General features: G+C 42.0%; 14 protein-coding genes, 2 tRNA genes and 1 pseudogene. 11 read left to right on the top strand and 6 right to left on the bottom strand.

Annotated features, from left to right (window positions below):
- The first annotated feature begins 2 nt into the window (after positions 1 to 2).
- From B4K11_RS01865 to B4K11_RS01840, 6 genes are all read left to right on the top strand, one after another.
- Positions 3 to 908 (top strand): GGDEF domain-containing protein, encoded by a 906-nt coding sequence (locus B4K11_RS01865; RefSeq protein WP_292951505.1) that lies wholly within the window; start codon positions 3 to 5, stop codon positions 906 to 908.
- Between the two features lie 91 nt (positions 909 to 999).
- The gene (locus B4K11_RS01860; protein WP_292951508.1) at positions 1,000 to 3,189 is read left to right on the top strand and encodes an AsmA family protein; all 2,190 of its coding nucleotides are present in this window, start codon (positions 1,000 to 1,002) and stop codon (positions 3,187 to 3,189) included.
- A 5-nt stretch (positions 3,190 to 3,194) separates the two neighbouring features.
- Positions 3,195 to 4,241, top strand: coding sequence for an A/G-specific adenine glycosylase (gene mutY, locus B4K11_RS01855; RefSeq protein WP_292951511.1), 1,047 nt, complete (start codon positions 3,195 to 3,197; stop codon positions 4,239 to 4,241).
- A gap of 35 nt (positions 4,242 to 4,276) precedes the next feature.
- Positions 4,277 to 4,549, top strand: coding sequence for an oxidative damage protection protein (locus B4K11_RS01850; protein ID WP_292951514.1), 273 nt, complete (start codon positions 4,277 to 4,279; stop codon positions 4,547 to 4,549).
- 63 nt (positions 4,550 to 4,612) lie between these two features.
- A tRNA-Phe gene (locus B4K11_RS01845) sits at positions 4,613 to 4,688 on the top strand.
- Between the two features lie 65 nt (positions 4,689 to 4,753).
- A tRNA-Phe gene (locus tag B4K11_RS01840) sits at positions 4,754 to 4,829 on the top strand.
- A 761-nt stretch (positions 4,830 to 5,590) separates the two neighbouring features.
- Here the strand turns inward: B4K11_RS01840 and B4K11_RS18565 are convergent.
- The gene (locus B4K11_RS18565) at positions 5,591 to 5,758 is read right to left on the bottom strand and encodes a diguanylate cyclase domain-containing protein (RefSeq protein WP_414689277.1); all 168 of its coding nucleotides are present in this window, start codon (positions 5,756 to 5,758) and stop codon (positions 5,591 to 5,593) included.
- On the opposite strand from B4K11_RS18565, the pseudogene B4K11_RS01835 reads away from it, so the two are divergent.
- Positions 5,750 to 6,713, top strand: a pseudogene (locus B4K11_RS01835) (IS5 family transposase). The gene B4K11_RS18565 and the pseudogene B4K11_RS01835 sit on opposite strands and share 9 nt — an antisense overlap.
- Before the next feature lie 173 nt (positions 6,714 to 6,886).
- On the opposite strand, the gene B4K11_RS01830 reads toward B4K11_RS01835, so the two are convergent.
- On the bottom strand, positions 6,887 to 7,282 hold the full coding sequence (locus B4K11_RS01830) for a DUF2391 family protein (RefSeq protein ID WP_292951516.1): 396 nt from the start codon (positions 7,280 to 7,282) through the stop codon (positions 6,887 to 6,889).
- Positions 7,283 to 7,330: 48 nt separating this feature from the next.
- Positions 7,331 to 8,476 carry a DUF3095 family protein gene (locus B4K11_RS01825; protein ID WP_292951519.1) on the bottom strand — a complete coding sequence of 382 codons (1,146 nt, stop codon included), beginning with the start codon at positions 8,474 to 8,476 and terminating at the stop codon, positions 7,331 to 7,333.
- A gap of 206 nt (positions 8,477 to 8,682) precedes the next feature.
- On the opposite strand from B4K11_RS01825, the gene B4K11_RS01820 reads away from it, so the two are divergent.
- Complete coding sequence (locus B4K11_RS01820) at positions 8,683 to 10,128, top strand: GGDEF domain-containing protein (protein WP_292951522.1); 1,446 nt, start codon at positions 8,683 to 8,685, stop codon at positions 10,126 to 10,128.
- Positions 10,129 to 10,333: 205 nt separating this feature from the next.
- On the opposite strand, the gene nhaD is transcribed toward B4K11_RS01820, so the two are convergent.
- From nhaD to dauA, 3 genes are all read right to left on the bottom strand, one after another.
- Complete coding sequence (gene nhaD, locus B4K11_RS01815) at positions 10,334 to 11,563, bottom strand: sodium:proton antiporter NhaD (protein ID WP_292951525.1); 1,230 nt, start codon at positions 11,561 to 11,563, stop codon at positions 10,334 to 10,336.
- 128 nt (positions 11,564 to 11,691) lie between these two features.
- Complete coding sequence (locus B4K11_RS01810) at positions 11,692 to 11,922, bottom strand: hypothetical protein (RefSeq protein ID WP_292951528.1); 231 nt, start codon at positions 11,920 to 11,922, stop codon at positions 11,692 to 11,694.
- The gene (dauA, locus tag B4K11_RS01805; protein WP_292951531.1) at positions 11,919 to 13,688 is read right to left on the bottom strand and encodes a C4-dicarboxylic acid transporter DauA; all 1,770 of its coding nucleotides are present in this window, start codon (positions 13,686 to 13,688) and stop codon (positions 11,919 to 11,921) included. The genes B4K11_RS01810 and dauA overlap by 4 nt, the downstream gene beginning before the upstream one ends.
- Before the next feature lie 96 nt (positions 13,689 to 13,784).
- On the opposite strand from dauA, the gene B4K11_RS01800 reads away from it, so the two are divergent.
- The 3 genes from B4K11_RS01800 to B4K11_RS01790 all read left to right on the top strand — a co-directional run bounded on the left by B4K11_RS01800 (position 13,785) and on the right by B4K11_RS01790 (position 14,672).
- On the top strand, positions 13,785 to 13,967 hold the full coding sequence (locus B4K11_RS01800; protein WP_292951534.1) for a CopG family transcriptional regulator: 183 nt from the start codon (positions 13,785 to 13,787) through the stop codon (positions 13,965 to 13,967).
- Between the two features lie 74 nt (positions 13,968 to 14,041).
- Positions 14,042 to 14,524 (top strand): GGDEF domain-containing protein, encoded by a 483-nt coding sequence (locus B4K11_RS01795; RefSeq protein ID WP_292951537.1) that lies wholly within the window; start codon positions 14,042 to 14,044, stop codon positions 14,522 to 14,524.
- Positions 14,499 to 14,672, top strand: a complete 174-nt coding sequence (locus B4K11_RS01790; RefSeq protein ID WP_292959203.1) for a hypothetical protein — start codon at positions 14,499 to 14,501, stop codon at positions 14,670 to 14,672. Before B4K11_RS01795 ends, B4K11_RS01790 begins: the two co-directional genes overlap by 26 nt.
- The last annotated feature ends 439 nt before the right edge of the window (positions 14,673 to 15,111 follow it).

Below are 15,111 nucleotides of genomic sequence, written 5' to 3'. Positions count from 1 at the left end.
AAATGAATGATGTTGACCTCCAGCAACTTTTGCAAGCTAACCACCGAGCGTTGCTATTAGTCATAGACGCACTTCCCTTCCCTATCTATTACAAAGATACGGAAGGTAAATATCTTGGTTGTAACAAAGCTTATGCAGAATATGTTGAAATCAGTCGAGAGCAACTAATCGGTAAAACTGTATATGAGGTATTTGAAAAAAACCCCGCGAGTATTTTCGCCACGTCAGACCAAGAGTTACTAAATAATCCTGGCATTCAAATATTTGAAACACCCGTCCAACGCTCCAACCAAACAACTTCCTATGTGAAATTTCATAAAGCCACTGTACATAATCAGGACGGATCTGTAGCAGGGCTCATCGGGGCGATCATTGATATTACAGAACAAAAAATTCTCGAGAAAAAATTCCAACGTCTCGCCACATATGATGACCTCACAGGTATCTATAACCGAAGAGAAGGACGTAAACAGCTCGGAATTTTATGTAAAGATGCGGTACGTAAGAATAGGCCTCTTTCCGTTATTTTATTAGACTTAGATGATTTCAAAAGTATAAATGACACCTACGGTCACAGCTTTGGGGACCTTATCCTCAAAAATGCAGCTCAGTGTTTAGACCGTTATTCAAGAGCACATGACCTTGTCTGCCGCTATGGTGGCGAAGAATTCTTGATCATATTACCGGAGACCTGCGCCCAAGAAGCTTTGAATATCGCTAGGCGCTATCTGGAAGAGCTACATAGTGTTAACGTGCTCTCCAGCGATGGGGAAAATATTACTATCACAGCGAGTATGGGCGTCAGCCAACTAGATAATGAGATTTCTGATAGTGGAAAAATGTTAAAACAAGCAGACGTTGCCCTCTACAAAGCCAAAGCTAATGGTAAAAACCAAGTCTGCGATTAGTAATTATTCATCTCTACTTCAGCCTAAAGCATTGAAACTTCATTAATACAGTTTATCCTCACACTTCAGAACCCTCGCCAAGGAGAGAATAATGAAAGGTTTGCTCAAATTTATTGCCGGATTAGGCGTATTAATTATCGTTTTAATCGCTGCCGGTGGCGCTATTCTAGGTATGTTCTTTGATCCAAATGAATATAAGCCGGAAATAGAAAAAGTAGCGTTAGAAAAGGGAGGAGTAGAACTTAAGATCAACGGAGATATAGGTTGGTCCGTTTTTCCTTGGTTAGGGCTTGAGGTCAACAAAATCGATGTTAAATTCCCTGGCAAAGAAGACCTAGCCAGTTTGAATCAAGCAAAACTTTCAGTACGTTTACCCGCGTTAATGTCTGGTAACGTAGAGATGCAAAGCATCGTTATTGATGGGCTGAAGTTAAATCTAGTTAAAACTAAAGAGGGTGCAACCAATTGGACGGCTTCAGCACCTAGTGGCCAATCAAAGTCTACTAAGCAATCAGCTGACTCAACGCCAGAAACTGCTGAAGTAAAAGAAACAACCGCAGAATCGCCAAATAATGCTCCACTGAATATTAATATCGATAGCATTCAAATTACTAACGCTATTGTTGATCTACTGGACCATAGCGCGGGCACTCAAACAACGCTTAGTGATTTCAACATGACTTCTGGACAGGTTGTCACTAACGCATTTTTCCCAGCAAAATTAAACTTTAATGCTGTTCAAAAGGCGAATGGCAAGGAACAAATAAAAGTAATCGCTTCGTTATCAGCAGATTTCTTCCTAGATTTAGACAATCAGCTATACAAAATAAAAGGCCTACAGAGCACGCTTAATCTAAGTGGAGAACCAATTGCGGGGAAATCTTTAGAGCTATCCACACAAGCAGATATTGAAGCAGACTTAACTAAACAACTGCTTACGCTTAATAGCCTACAGATGAATATTGCCAACCTTAAAGCAGAAGGTAACGTCAGCGTTAACGACTTTGCTAACCCTGTTATAAACGGCAAACTTTCAGTGGCTGCTTTCGATCTCAATCAACTACTTAAAGCAGTAGGGCAACCCGCTGTCAAAACTACTGATCCTAAAGCACTTTCAGCTATTAGCTTTAATACTGAACTTTCAGGGCCAGCTAATACGGTTACCGCAAAAACGTTAAGCCTTAAATTAGATAAAACTAACTTCGATGGTTCCGCAGCCTTCAACATGGCAAACGGCAATATCACTTTGAATCTTCAAGGCGATAAATTGAATGCTGATAGCTATATGCCTCCAACGACAAAAGATAGCAAGGCGACAGGCTCAGCTAAAAACGCATCAACATCATCAGGTAAAGGCTCAAAAGCGCCAGCAATCGTCTATTCTAAAGACCCGATTTTACCAATAGATACCCTTAAGACACTTGAATTAGATGCAAGCGTTGGCTTAAAAGCCCTGCACGTTTCTAAAATGGACGTTAACAATATAGCGGTTAAAGTAAGTGCTCACGGCGGACTTATTAAGATCAGCCAACTTGATGCCAACCTATATAGTGGAAGCGTTAAAAACAAAATCACTGTTGATGTACGCAAGAAAACACCGGTAATTAGCTCACAAAAAACGGTTTCAGGCATTCAGATTGGCGATATGCTTAAAGAGATGGCTGATTTCGACCAATTAACAGGTGCTCTTCACTCATCATCAAACATTACGGTTACGGGTAATTCTGTACATGCATTCGTTAATAGCATGACAGGTAAAGCTAAGGTCAATATGAAAGATGGTGAACTTCACGGCATCGATATGGCTCAAACCGTTTGCCAAGGCATGAACAATGTAGGATCTCTTGGTATTGATACACAAGAAGTTGACCGCTCAACGCCTTTTGCCAATATGGGAGCATCCGTCAAAATCAAGAACGGCATAGTAGACAGCCGAGATCTTAAAGCTGCACTAGACGCCATGGTCTTAAGCGGTAAAGGTAAAGTAAATCTACCAAAACAGAACCTTGATTACCGTTTAGGCTTTATGGTCGAAAAAAACCTTTTTAAAGAAACCTGCTCGTTCCCTAATAAGCTCGAAGGCGTGGAGATCCCTATTGACTGTAAAGGCAGTTTTAATACGGACCCTGCTCAACTATGTAAGCCTGATTTTAGTTTCATTGGCGACGCAATGAAAAAACAAGTTAAAGATAAAGTAAAAAAAGAAAAAGCTAAGGCGAAAGCAAAAGTGGAAGAAAAGATCAAAGATAAGCTAGGTGACAAACTGAAAGGTTTATTCTAAGCGCGATGTCATCTAACTTATTCGCTCACGCCGTGCTGGACTGGTTTGACCAGCACGGACGTCACAACCTTCCTTGGCAAGAAGACAAAACGGCATACAACACTTGGGTCTCTGAAATCATGCTCCAGCAGACTCAAGTGAGTACCGTTATTCCCTATTACGAACGCTTTATGCAACGTTTTCCCACAGTGGAAACACTCGCTTTAGCAGACCAAGATGAGGTTCTGCACTTATGGACCGGCCTAGGTTATTACGCACGCGCCAGAAATTTGCATAAAACAGCGCAAATCATATCCCAAGACCTCCAAGGGAACTTCCCTGAAACTGTTGCAGAATTAGAAATGCTACCGGGTATTGGGCGCTCAACCGCCGGAGCGGTCCTTTCCATTAGCACGGGCAAATGGGCTCCTATCCTAGATGGCAATGTAAAACGTGTTCTAGCGCGCTTTTATGCACTCGATGGATGGCCAGGCACTACCGCTAATCAAAAAATATTGTGGCAACACGCAGAAAATAACACACCACGTGAGCGCGTGGGGGAATATACGCAAGCCATGATGGACCTAGGTGCCACTGTATGCACCCGAAGCAAGCCCTCTTGCTTACTCTGCCCTTTGCAAAAACAATGTACCGCTTTTGAATTAGGTAAAGCAGATCAACTACCAATCCCTAAACCTAAAAAGGTGATTGCTGTTAAGCAGACTTACATGCTTCTGCTTCAACAGGAAAATCCACACGAAGTTCTATTATATAAACGACCACCGAGTGGGCTATGGGGCGGTTTATGGAGCTTACCTCAAGTAAATGATCTGCGAGACACATTAAATGAAACAGGCCTGGAGCTTGATGAAGGATCGATTAAAACACTTGAACCTATGCGTCACACCTTTAGCCATTTCCATTTAGATATCACTCCTGTGATAGCCCAAGTAAATACCCCTACAGACTGTGTCATGGAAGGAAAGGCCCTGCTCTGGTATAACATACACAAGCCGGAAAACGTTGGCCTTGCAGCTCCAGTAAAGAAGCTGCTGAAAACCCTATCCAACTAAGAATTTAACCAGAACTGATTGTTTCGGAGCCAAAAATGAGCCGCACTGTTTTATGTCGTAAATACCAAGAGGAACTTGAAGGCCTAGACCGAGCTCCTTACCCAGGCCCAAAAGGCCAAGATATCTATGACAACATCTCGAAGAAAGCATGGAAAGAGTGGACTGACCATCAAACGATGATCATTAACGAAAAACACCTTAGCTTAATGGACCCATCTACACGTGAATTCCTACAAACAGAGATGGAAAAGTTCATGACAGGCGGTGATTACGAGAAGGCAGAAGGCTACGTCCCACCTTCTAAATAGTTTTTTTGTAACAAGTGGTTGACAGTTTTACGTGAAGACGGTTTAATACGCGCCACTTGAGTAGCCCGGATAGCTCAGTCGGTAGAGCAGAGGATTGAAAATCCTCGTGTCGGCGGTTCGATTCCGTCTCCGGGCACCACTTACTTTTAAGGCTTGCACATCAAATCGCAGGCCTTTCTTGTCTCTAAAACTACTCAAACGATTGCCCGGATAGCTCAGTCGGTAGAGCAGAGGATTGAAAATCCTCGTGTCGGCGGTTCGATTCCGTCTCCGGGCACCACTACTTTAAAGGCTTGCACTCAGATGCAGGCCTTTTTTGTTTCTAAGCTCTGGTCTCTAGCTGGTCGGATCGGCGTCTAACGACAGGAAATTCTGTCTATCAGTTTACAATCCAACTATGTAATTTTGAGTTTTTTAATTCAAGTAAGCTCATCAATCTAGCTGCTAGCTCAGGACCGGAGAATAGTTTCTTAGTTTTAGAAAAAACTATGGACTGTACCTTCCGGTAAGCTTTCTGGTCTGATTGCGACTAAAACACTGGGAGCTCCAACATTGGTCAAAGAATAACACAGTCAGCTACCAACCCACTTCAGAAATCACTTCGACTTCTGCTTCGTGTCGATAAGCGACCAGGGTGGTCGCTTAAATTTTACTTTAGACTTCAGTTTCTCCTGCCATCTCCAATGCATCATCAGCATCTATTCCCAAATATCATACAGTGCTCTCCAGCTGGTATGGCCTAGCAAAAGTTGAACCCCTCTCAGGTTTTTAGTCCGCTTGTATATTAGTGCGGGCTTGGTTCTTCTCATTGAATGAGTGGCATAGGAAGAAATATCAAGACCAATGCTCATAACCCAGCGTTTACGATACGGGCGTACTGTCTAGTGCTGAGATGATGCGAACGATTGATCTGGCACGACTCAGAAACGATTAGGTCGCTTACCGACGCCAAGCAGTCACCTTCGTAATCCTCTAAATGTAAATATGAATAGGCCTATTATCCACAAGATTGCACAGCATACTTATTAGAACGGCCTATAATTAGCATTGGATATAAGAACCCACAGTATCTTTCGCTTGATACATTTTTCTATCCGCTTCAGCTAACAGCTCATCCAAACTTATGTATTGATCAGGCCCCGTCGATGCCACACCTATACTTAACGAATAATCAGGGTAAGACTCTGAAAAAGATCGAACATGGAACAGCAGTTATCCTTTGCCGATAGTGAGTATCAGCACAAACACCGCCAGACGCGTAAAGAGAAGTTTCTAGGCAGGATGGATAAGCGGATTCCATGGAAACGCCTTGAAGCGATCATTGAACCCCACTATCCAAAAGCAGGTAACGGTCGTCGACCTTATCCTTTACCCACGATGCTCCTATTCATTGCATTCAGCAATGGTATAGCTTGAGTGATACTGCCATGGAAGTTGCTTTGTATGAAATAGCCTCGATGAGGCTTTTCACAGGACTATCATTAAACAAGCCCATACCTGACCACACAACCATCATGAATTTCAGGTATTTTCTGGAGCCTCATGATTTAGCACGTCATATTTTTGAAGGCGTTAACGCTTGGCTGACGGAGGCTGGGATCATCGTTAAGGAGGGTACGTTGATGGACTCCACTATTATCGAAGCCCCAAGTTCCACCAAGAACAAGGCAGGTGAGCGTGATCCAGAGATGCACCGAACCAAGAAAGGGAATCAGTGCATTTTGGCTTGAAAACTCACATAGGGGTTGATGCAAGAACAGGTCTGACACATAGCTTTACAACCACTTCTGCCAATGAGCATGACCTAAACCAAGCCAGCAGACTGTTGTATGGTGAAGAACACTTTATATTTGCTGATGCGGGTTATCGAGATGCAGATAAGAGGTCAGAGCTGCAAGACGTTGAGGCTAATTGGTATATCGCCTAACGCCCCAGAAAAGTTAGCGCATTAAAACGCCATCCTTGTATCAATAAAGTACCGATAAGCATTGAGTATATGAAAGCCAGTATCAGGGCAAAAGTAGAGCACCCGTTCAGGATAATTAAATGCCAATTTGGATTTACTAAAGCTCGGTATCGAGGGCTGAAGAAGAATGATAGTAAATTAGCGATGCTTTTAGCTCTGGCTAATAGGGTTCGGGTGGATCAGATGATGAGGGCTTAGGGTAAGTCCGTCTATATGCTGTAAAACTGCACATAGACGCTCCAGAACGGGGTAAAAACGTCTTAAAATAGCCGAAATCCATTCAGACAGTTCAACCACCTAAAATACGGGACTCAATCGAAGGTTACCTTGTTAGTTTTACTCTGTCCACAGAAGTCAATTTCACTTCCTGTTTATTCCTTATCAAAACTATCCACGATAATTGCACCCATTGATGCGGGCATAGTTATGACAAGTAAACGTGATAGCGCACCGCTAGGATCCGTTTGCAGGGGAAACTTATTTAATGAGATAAGCACAAGAGCAACAACCAGTCCGGCAATCAGGTAAGCGATAAAGATACGAAAGATAAATACGGGTATACGATAGCGGATATTCCCCTGAAAAACGCTCTGGTAGGCATAAAACCCCAAAAAGAATACGGAAAGAAGAAACAACATGACCAAGTTGCTACCAGGAAGCGTTTCACCCAATTTCCATGCTTCTTCAGAAAATGAAATCGGCACTGCCATTGCAAAAGCCCCAATAGTGACTTGGCTCGCATCTTCCAAATTAAAATGTATTTTCAAAACCGAGACCTTCCCTTAGCTTTTAAGCAAAGAGCCACATAACCAATTTTAACTTTTTTGCCTACGCATGTTTTCTTTAAGCATTTTCGAAGCGAGTGCATACCCCCCTCCATCTCCATCGACAAAATGAAGATGCTCACCATCGCTGACACTATCAACATAGCAAGTCATTTGAGCTGCATCAGAACAGTGCACGCCATATACAATTTGTTTTTGTGCAACATGAGCGTCCAATAACCTTAAAATCTGCTCATACTGCTGCGGTGAACAGTCCAGCACCATTCTCAGCGTATCATCGTATTTCTGAAAATCGCAATGCTGCGGTAGTTTCTTAACATAATCATCCAGAGTGGAGAAAAATCGAAATAAACGCAGATTAAACACCAGAAAAGTAATTAGAAGTTCCGAAATTTCACCTATAAATTGCTTGTTAAATCGCCAGCCAGATACCTGCACCTGCCTTCTGACATTTGAAAAAAAGGAATGATAACTAGCACCTTCCATACTAATAGGGTTACTGTGCTGAATAGCCCCCCCGAGAATCACCTCCAATTCTGTAACAACAGATGTCAATACATTACTATCATCGGTCAGTGGATCAACTAACATAGAAAGGGTAATTCCTTTGGTTGCGGGTACAGGGCGCCATCGGCAAGTGAGCCCAGAAAAAACCGCTGCCTGATCCATAATAGGAGAGGGGATAACTCGCCGGGATGGATCTTCTTTAACTAGCTTTTCAGCCAGAGTGAGACCTCCTCCTCTAAACATTGATTGGCAAACATTACTATTAAGCTGGTATTTAGCTATTTTCACCCCTGAACCTAAGGCTTTAAGCTCCTTAGCTGAGACAAAGCCCGCATGCAACTCCAGATCAAAGCTGGCCTGAGACCAGTAGCATAGAGATTTAAGCAGTTCTTCCGCACGATTGAGCATCTCAACTTTAATCAACAAGGTCGCGCCATCACCCCCAAAACAGTATGGAAGGTTTGGAGAGACGTGAGAGAGAAAGGAGGTAATTATAGCAGCGCCGATAAAATTAACATCTCGGTACCGCCCCTGTTCAATTGCAAGTGTCGACCCCCTGACGTCTGCAACAACAACTATCCAATCGTCAGGGATGTTCTGATAGTTGGCGTCATTGAATAATATCTTTAACTCAGAAAATGCAGGTAACGCATTGTAAAAGGAATCCATATCCACTTCCCTCTCAGGAGAACGCTGAACAATTGAAGAAGATTTTCGTCACACTAATCATCAAGATAAACGCAAAATTATGCAACTTTTCACCTTTCATTGACATCATTTTGTCATTTGACAATGAGGAATTTACTCACTACTTTTAATTGTGCAGCGCAGCGTAAATGGAAGAATAGCGATGAATTCAGTGAATAAATCGGAATATGGCTAAAACGAAGAACGGCTCAGCCTTTAGTGCTTTCGTAACTTCCAACTTAATTGATGTAGGGGAGTTACATCTGGATGCTGTCCAGCACCAACGGCAAGAAAATACATTGCCAATTACCTTTCGCCTACTCTCTATACAATTAGCTCTTGCTGCCTGCTGCATCTCTGTTCTTGCTTTGATCGGATACAACTACGGCGTCGAATACCTGTATCGTCCAATTCCAGAAGGGCCTGCCACGAACCCGATTACAGCTTATCTCTGCTTGAGCTTAAGTCTACTGCTCCTAATATCGGGGCAGAATAATACCTCTTCTGTTATTAGGCGATTTTTTATTTTCACAGTTTTTTTGGTTACCATTTTTGGCTTTATAGGATATCTATTCGGCGTTCAATTAATACCGTCGACACTTTTTTTTGACGATATTGTTCACCAAGAATTAGACAGAGGCCTGAGTAACTATCTGAGCTTTAATACTGATATAATGCTATTGCTCATCGCCTGCTCCCAACTATTTGAATGCATACGACGGTATCTTGTTTCACAACTGTTTGCTTTCTTTGCCATTGCGATTCCTTGCCTCTCATTCATTGGCTATTTCTATGGTATTGAGAGCTTCTATAGTCACATGTCTTTGTCTACAGCACTGCTAGGTTTTCTATTAGGATGGTCTTCACTATCACGAACCGCCAACCAAGCAGGATTTCGAGCAGTTTTAGGCCCTTATACCAGTGGCAAAATCGTCCGTATTCAAATACTAATAGGCATGTTCCTGCCTTTCCTTGTAGGTCTTTTCCTGCTGCCCTACATACAGCAGTCAGATATTGCGGTAATCGCTGTATTCGTGATCTTTCTGACATGGTTTATGGTGTTGATGATCTGCGTTTCCTCAATGGTTCATGAGCAGATTGAATTAATCAGACAAGAAGCTACTGATCAGCTAATTAAAGCGGCGAATACAGATCATCTTACCGGCTTACTAAACCGAAGAAAGTTTTTTGAACTGACAGAATCAGAGTACAAAAAAGCAGTGCGCGCACAAAGAGATCTCACCTTACTCATGGTTGACGTAGATGACTTTAAAAAGATAAACGACACATCCGGTCACAGCACCGGTGATGAAGTGCTTATTAGAATTGCAGAAACACTCACGAACTGTGTAAGAGACACTGATTTAGTTTGTCGTTTTGGCGGAGAAGAATTTACCATTCTCTTATTTGATAGTTCTGAAAGTGGGATTAAACGAGTCTGTGAAAAGGTTTTAGCTTCAGTAGAAGCACTAATGATCCCTAGCTTCACTGAAGCTCATGGACCCGTTACTGTTTCAATAGGAACATCGCTGTTAAATGAGAGCAACAATTTAAATTCCGCTTTGAAAACTGCAGATGAAGCCATGTATAAATCGAAACAATCAGGCAAGAATCAAGTTAGTTATCAAGTATAGATATTTCTACGCATTTAATACTGCATATATCTCCAGCACTGAATTCAGATTGTGACCAGCGAAGATATACGCCCCGCAATCGGTTCTTAGGTGCGCCTTTGGCTCAAGTGAATGAGCCAGCAGTATTCGTAAGGAAACAAGGAATAGGTGGAGCAAAAAAATGGCGCGCCACGACGAGCAGGATCGAAGCGCCACTATTTGAGGCCTACAACCTAGCCACTGCCATCACACCCAAATAACCTATTGTGTAGGCCACCAACAGCCAGTGAAAAAACTTAAGGTAGGTAATGAAAGTCAGCTCTGAAAGCTTACTCAGTGCAATGACTCCAGCAGCAGAACCGATAATCAATATGGATCCACCGACACCTACTGCATAAGTCAGCCCCAACCAATCGGCCTTATCCATCTCTATTCCGGATTTTAGAATTGCTGCCGTTAAAGGAACGTTATCAACTAAGGCCGACAGTATTCCAACGAAATAGTTGGCTTGATATGCAGGCAAGAGCTGATAGAGCTGTAACAATGTATCCAGAACAGATAGCTCCTTAAGCATCCCTACGAGCAATAACACACCCAAGAAGAACAGCAGGGTATCAAACTCAATTTCTCTAACGAACTCCAGCACGTTCGGCTTTGATTCGCTTTTATAGATCACCCTATGCACCATGAACATCAAGGATAAACCAAACAGAAAAGTCAGTACCGGCGGAACCGAAAAGAGCACACTGAACAATAACGTACTAATAATTGTTACGAGGAAGAGGGCAGCAATGGCCTTATCAACTAATGCAATGGGGCGCTTAAATTTGGGCAACTCAACCTGATCGTTATTGCCCCACATAAGTAACAGAGCAAGAATAACAACGCCTGCTACCGCCGGCCCTATCAGTAAAAATAGGTTTGTAATAGTGACTTTATCTGCAAGAAAGATCATGAGAGTGGTCACATCACCGGTGATAAGAGAAACTCCTCCGGAATTCACAGCAAACACAATCAAGGCTGCAAACTTTAACGTTTGCTTCGTATCAAGTTTTAATGATGCCAAGAGGGACAACATAATGAGTGAAGCTGTAATGTTGTCCGCAAGAGATGAGAACAACAGAGCAAGTAAAGCCATTAGAATCATCAATGAGCGCATATGTAACTTTTCAGGCAGTAATCGATATACCATCTGAGTAATCAAGCCCTTCGCATTAAGATAGGCAACGAAAGTCATGGCTGCCATTAGAAAAAGCCATAGGGTCGCAATCTCCAGAAGGTTTTCATTCAACCCCTCCTTTAGATGCTCTGTTCCATGTTCCGGGAAGATAAAAGCCAATATCCAAACTAACGTACCGATAAACAACGTCGATTTAGCTTTGTTGAGGTGTATGACATCCTCAATAATGATGAGTACGAACGCCAATGCGATCAGTGACAAGAGCAAAACAGACATGATAGAGGCCGCTAATAAAAAATGTGACTGGAATTTTACGCATACCATTTATTAAAGAAATGGTCTTTTTGAGCCGATACTAAAGGAGCAAAAAAATTGCATAGAAGGCTCGATATTCTATTAAGGTTTTAAAAAAACATCTCAGCCTGCTTTAACCCTATTTTACTGAGGGTTTTAATTAATTCATTCAAATTCTGGTCAACTATAACGTTTTCGTCTTCATCTACTAGCATGAAAGATTTACCGTTTTTTTTATTTATCATGATAAACCACTGTTGCATATCATTAGGATTTTTCCAAATCTGAGCCCCCAATAACTTACCACTCTGCTTCAACTTCAAAGCTTTTTTTATTTTCATTTCCTTGTTCCTCTATCGTTATGATCAGACGTTCCAAAACAATCTTTACTCGATAAGTCTTGCAAAGCTTCTTTAAGCGTTGGACTTATTTTGCAAACCTCAGAATCAGGCATAAAGTTTGATCGCGCGAGTGTTTTAAGTGGCTGAAACTGAAAATCAGCTAATATTAATCGTGTATTATTTTGAGCACACAAATCGATAAAACGATTAAGCGCAGTCACACCACCGGCATCCATAATCGATACCGCATCCAGATAAATAACAATCCCTCGCACTTCATGGCAATGATGTAATAACTCCCCAAAAACTCTTTCCGCTGCGGCAAAAAAGAGGGGTCCATTGACCTTATAAACTCGCCAACCTTTTGGAAGCTCAACATCTACAAGTTTCTTGTTTAGAGTCATATCCCTGACTAAGGTCATGTCAGCAATCTGCTTCATAAACAGTAATGATGCCAAAACAATGCCCGCCGTGATGGCAATCACCATGTCGAATAACACTGTAAGCACAAAACAGGTAGTGAATACCGCAATATCACTGATTGGAGCATTGCGAAAGAGTTGCACTGCTTTTGGTGCTTCGCTCATATTCCATGCCACAATTAACAGAAGTGCAGCCATGCTGGCCATAGGTAAAAAAGACAAGAATGACGACAGTGAAACCAGAGCCAACAAAACAACAAATGCGTGGATAATTCCTGCCAGAGGAGATTGAGCTCCTGCTTTGAAATTTGCAGCGGAACGCGCAATTGCAGCCGTAGCAGTAATCCCACCAAAGAATGGTGTTATGACGTTACCGATTCCTTGACCTAAAAGTTCACTATTGGCACTATGTTTCTTACCGCTCATTTCATCAAGCACTACAGCGCATAATAAGGATTCGATAGCTCCCAGCATGGCTATGGCGAATGCTGCTGATAATAACTCTTGCACTACCTTCCAGTTCCATACTAATCCATCCTCCCCACCCTGTGTTCGCAACCATGGCCATTGAAAGTCTGGCAACATTGCGGGTATGCCCTTTCCAATGCTGCCATCAGGTAAAATAAAGCTAAATGTTGATCCAATGGTTTCTATACCTGCACCACTTTCATTCATTATAAAGGCTGCAATGCTTCCAGTGATGACAGCAGGTAAGTGGGCAGGTACAGGTGTTTTCAATTTTGGCCACAATAGCAAAACTAATAGAGTCAATGATCCAATCCATAACTCATTTCCAGTGTAATTCGGCAGAGCTTCAAATAGAGCCAGCACTTTCTCGGTGAAATGTTCTGGCATCGGGTCAACATTTAAGCCAAAGAAGTTTTCTACTTGCAAAATAGCAATCACTACAGCGATGCCCGCGGTAAAACCTAGAGTAACGGCTGATGGGATATATTCTATGTAACGTCCTAGCCTTAGTATCGCCATCAAAATCAACATAATCCCAGCCATGATGCTGGAAACTAACAATCCCGAAAGCCCAAACTGCTGTACCACAGGATATAAAATGACAACAAAAGCCGCTGTTGGCCCAGAAATACTGTAGCGAGAACCACCAGAAAGAGGAATCAAACAGCCTGCTATAAACGCTGTGTACAAGCCATATTGAGGCGCCACTCCACTAGCAATAGCTAAAGCCATTGATAAGGGGATAGCAATAATCCCAACAGAAATGCCTGCCATTAAATCTTTAAACAAACTTTCTAGTTTGTAATCAGACTCAAAAACACATTCACGTAAAGCATGCCCTATACGTAAAGAAAAGAGGTGAGCTCGATGAGGCATTATGATTCTTCTTGATTTATTATTAAATATTTAATGTTATTCTTATTATTATTAGGAAATAATGCAATGTTAATTTGATTAACATAGAGGTATACAATGGAAAATAGAACCGCTCGATTAACTCTGCTCATCGACCCTAAAAAGAAATCGGTCTTTGAAAAACTTTGCTCAGCAGAAGACGTCACCGCCTCTCAGAAGGTAAGGCAATTTATTCGTGAATATATTGAAAAAGAGTTAGGAGCTGATTGGAAAGTTGAGGTTTTTAAAGAGAAAAAATAGTAGCTTAAAGCCTGCTGTATATGGCCGGAGCAGTCTTCCACCACTCTCTGATCTTTCTCATGTAGGAATTTAATGTGGGTAATACACAAAGCCTCCTCCTACGGGTTAAAACTTATATGGCGTTAATCCTAGAGGTTTTGTTTATTTTCAGACCAATGGCAGGATTGGTTGTAACCTCTCAAAAAGCTAAAAAGCGCAGTCTCGAAAATTTAGAAGAAATAGTCGAGCTACGTACCCTAAAGCTTGAAGCTGCAAATAGAAAACTCAAAGAAATCGCTACGCACGATCCTCTAACAAAACTAAAGAACAGACTCACTCTTGAAAGTGATATAGAGAGACTGATCAAAGCTAGTGAGCAAAATCATATCCCGTTTGCATTAGGGGTAATGGACATTGATTTCTTTAAAAGAGTAAATGATACATTAGGTCATCCTGCGGGTGATTATGTATTAAAAGAGTTGTCAGACCTCATGACGAAGGCAACACGAGAAAGTGATCAACTATACCGCGCAGGTGGGGGAGGAATTTTTCTTGCTCTTAAACCGAGTAAAGCTTGATGAAGCTTCTTCTATTTTTGAAAAAATTCGTTTTCTAGTCGAATCTCATGAGTTTCTTTTCGAAGGCAAGCCTATCAATATTACGATTAGTATTGGGGTGTACCACAGTAGCCAGCTAGAAGTACAAGAGCTCAAGACGTTATCATAACTGCTGACCAAGCCCTGTATCGAGCTAAAAGAGCTGGCCGAAATCGCATCACTACAGCTGGCAACACCAAGAGCGCTACCTCCACAACTATATAAAGCATGAGGATTAACGCCCTCTTCTGGCACGGGGTAGACTCATCGACCCCTTCAGGCTTGCAGGTCGTAAGCAGACAGAAAACTGCCCTAAACTCCATAGGTGCTCTTATCATTTTTCAGATGATAGGCGCTCGACTCGCTCAATAAGCTGCTGCGCTGTTTCAGCCTTTATACGGTTCGCCCCTTCTTGAAATTCCGTGTAATAATCTTGAAAAGAAGCCCGATCATTTTCAAACTTACCAGCAAAATCAATTTCAGTTGAGTTTCTTCTGATCTTTCATATTCGACTTCCCTGACTTTATCAGACATCTAAAAGAATCAGCTAACCGAGTACCCTCAGATAT

The organism is Neptuniibacter sp. UBA6509 (genome assembly GCA_002435145.1).
Classification (GTDB): Bacteria; Pseudomonadota; Gammaproteobacteria; order Pseudomonadales; family Balneatricaceae; genus Neptuniibacter.
The sequence above is the reverse complement of the archived record's forward strand: the minus strand, read 5'-3'. Positions and strand labels throughout refer to the sequence as shown.

What these genes read in the sequence shown, in the direction of transcription:
- B4K11_RS01825 (WP_292951519.1), bottom strand. Translation starts at nt 8,476, where the DNA reads ATGGATTCCTTTTACAATGCGTTACCTGCATTTTCTGAGTTAAAGATA.
- B4K11_RS01860 (WP_292951508.1), top strand. Translation starts at nt 1,000, where the DNA reads ATGAAAGGTTTGCTCAAATTTATTGCCGGATTAGGCGTATTAATTATC.
- B4K11_RS01820 (WP_292951522.1), top strand. Translation starts at nt 8,683, where the DNA reads ATGGCTAAAACGAAGAACGGCTCAGCCTTTAGTGCTTTCGTAACTTCC.
- dauA (WP_292951531.1), bottom strand. Translation starts at nt 13,688, where the DNA reads ATGCCTCATCGAGCTCACCTCTTTTCTTTACGTATAGGGCATGCTTTA.
- mutY (WP_292951511.1), top strand. Translation starts at nt 3,195, where the DNA reads ATGTCATCTAACTTATTCGCTCACGCCGTGCTGGACTGGTTTGACCAG.
- nhaD (WP_292951525.1), bottom strand. Translation starts at nt 11,563, where the DNA reads ATGTCTGTTTTGCTCTTGTCACTGATCGCATTGGCGTTCGTACTCATC.
- B4K11_RS01850 (WP_292951514.1), top strand. Translation starts at nt 4,277, where the DNA reads ATGAGCCGCACTGTTTTATGTCGTAAATACCAAGAGGAACTTGAAGGC.
- B4K11_RS01800 (WP_292951534.1), top strand. Translation starts at nt 13,785, where the DNA reads ATGGAAAATAGAACCGCTCGATTAACTCTGCTCATCGACCCTAAAAAG.
- B4K11_RS01865 (WP_292951505.1), top strand. Translation starts at nt 3, where the DNA reads ATGAATGATGTTGACCTCCAGCAACTTTTGCAAGCTAACCACCGAGCG.
- B4K11_RS01810 (WP_292951528.1), bottom strand. Translation starts at nt 11,922, where the DNA reads ATGAAAATAAAAAAAGCTTTGAAGTTGAAGCAGAGTGGTAAGTTATTG.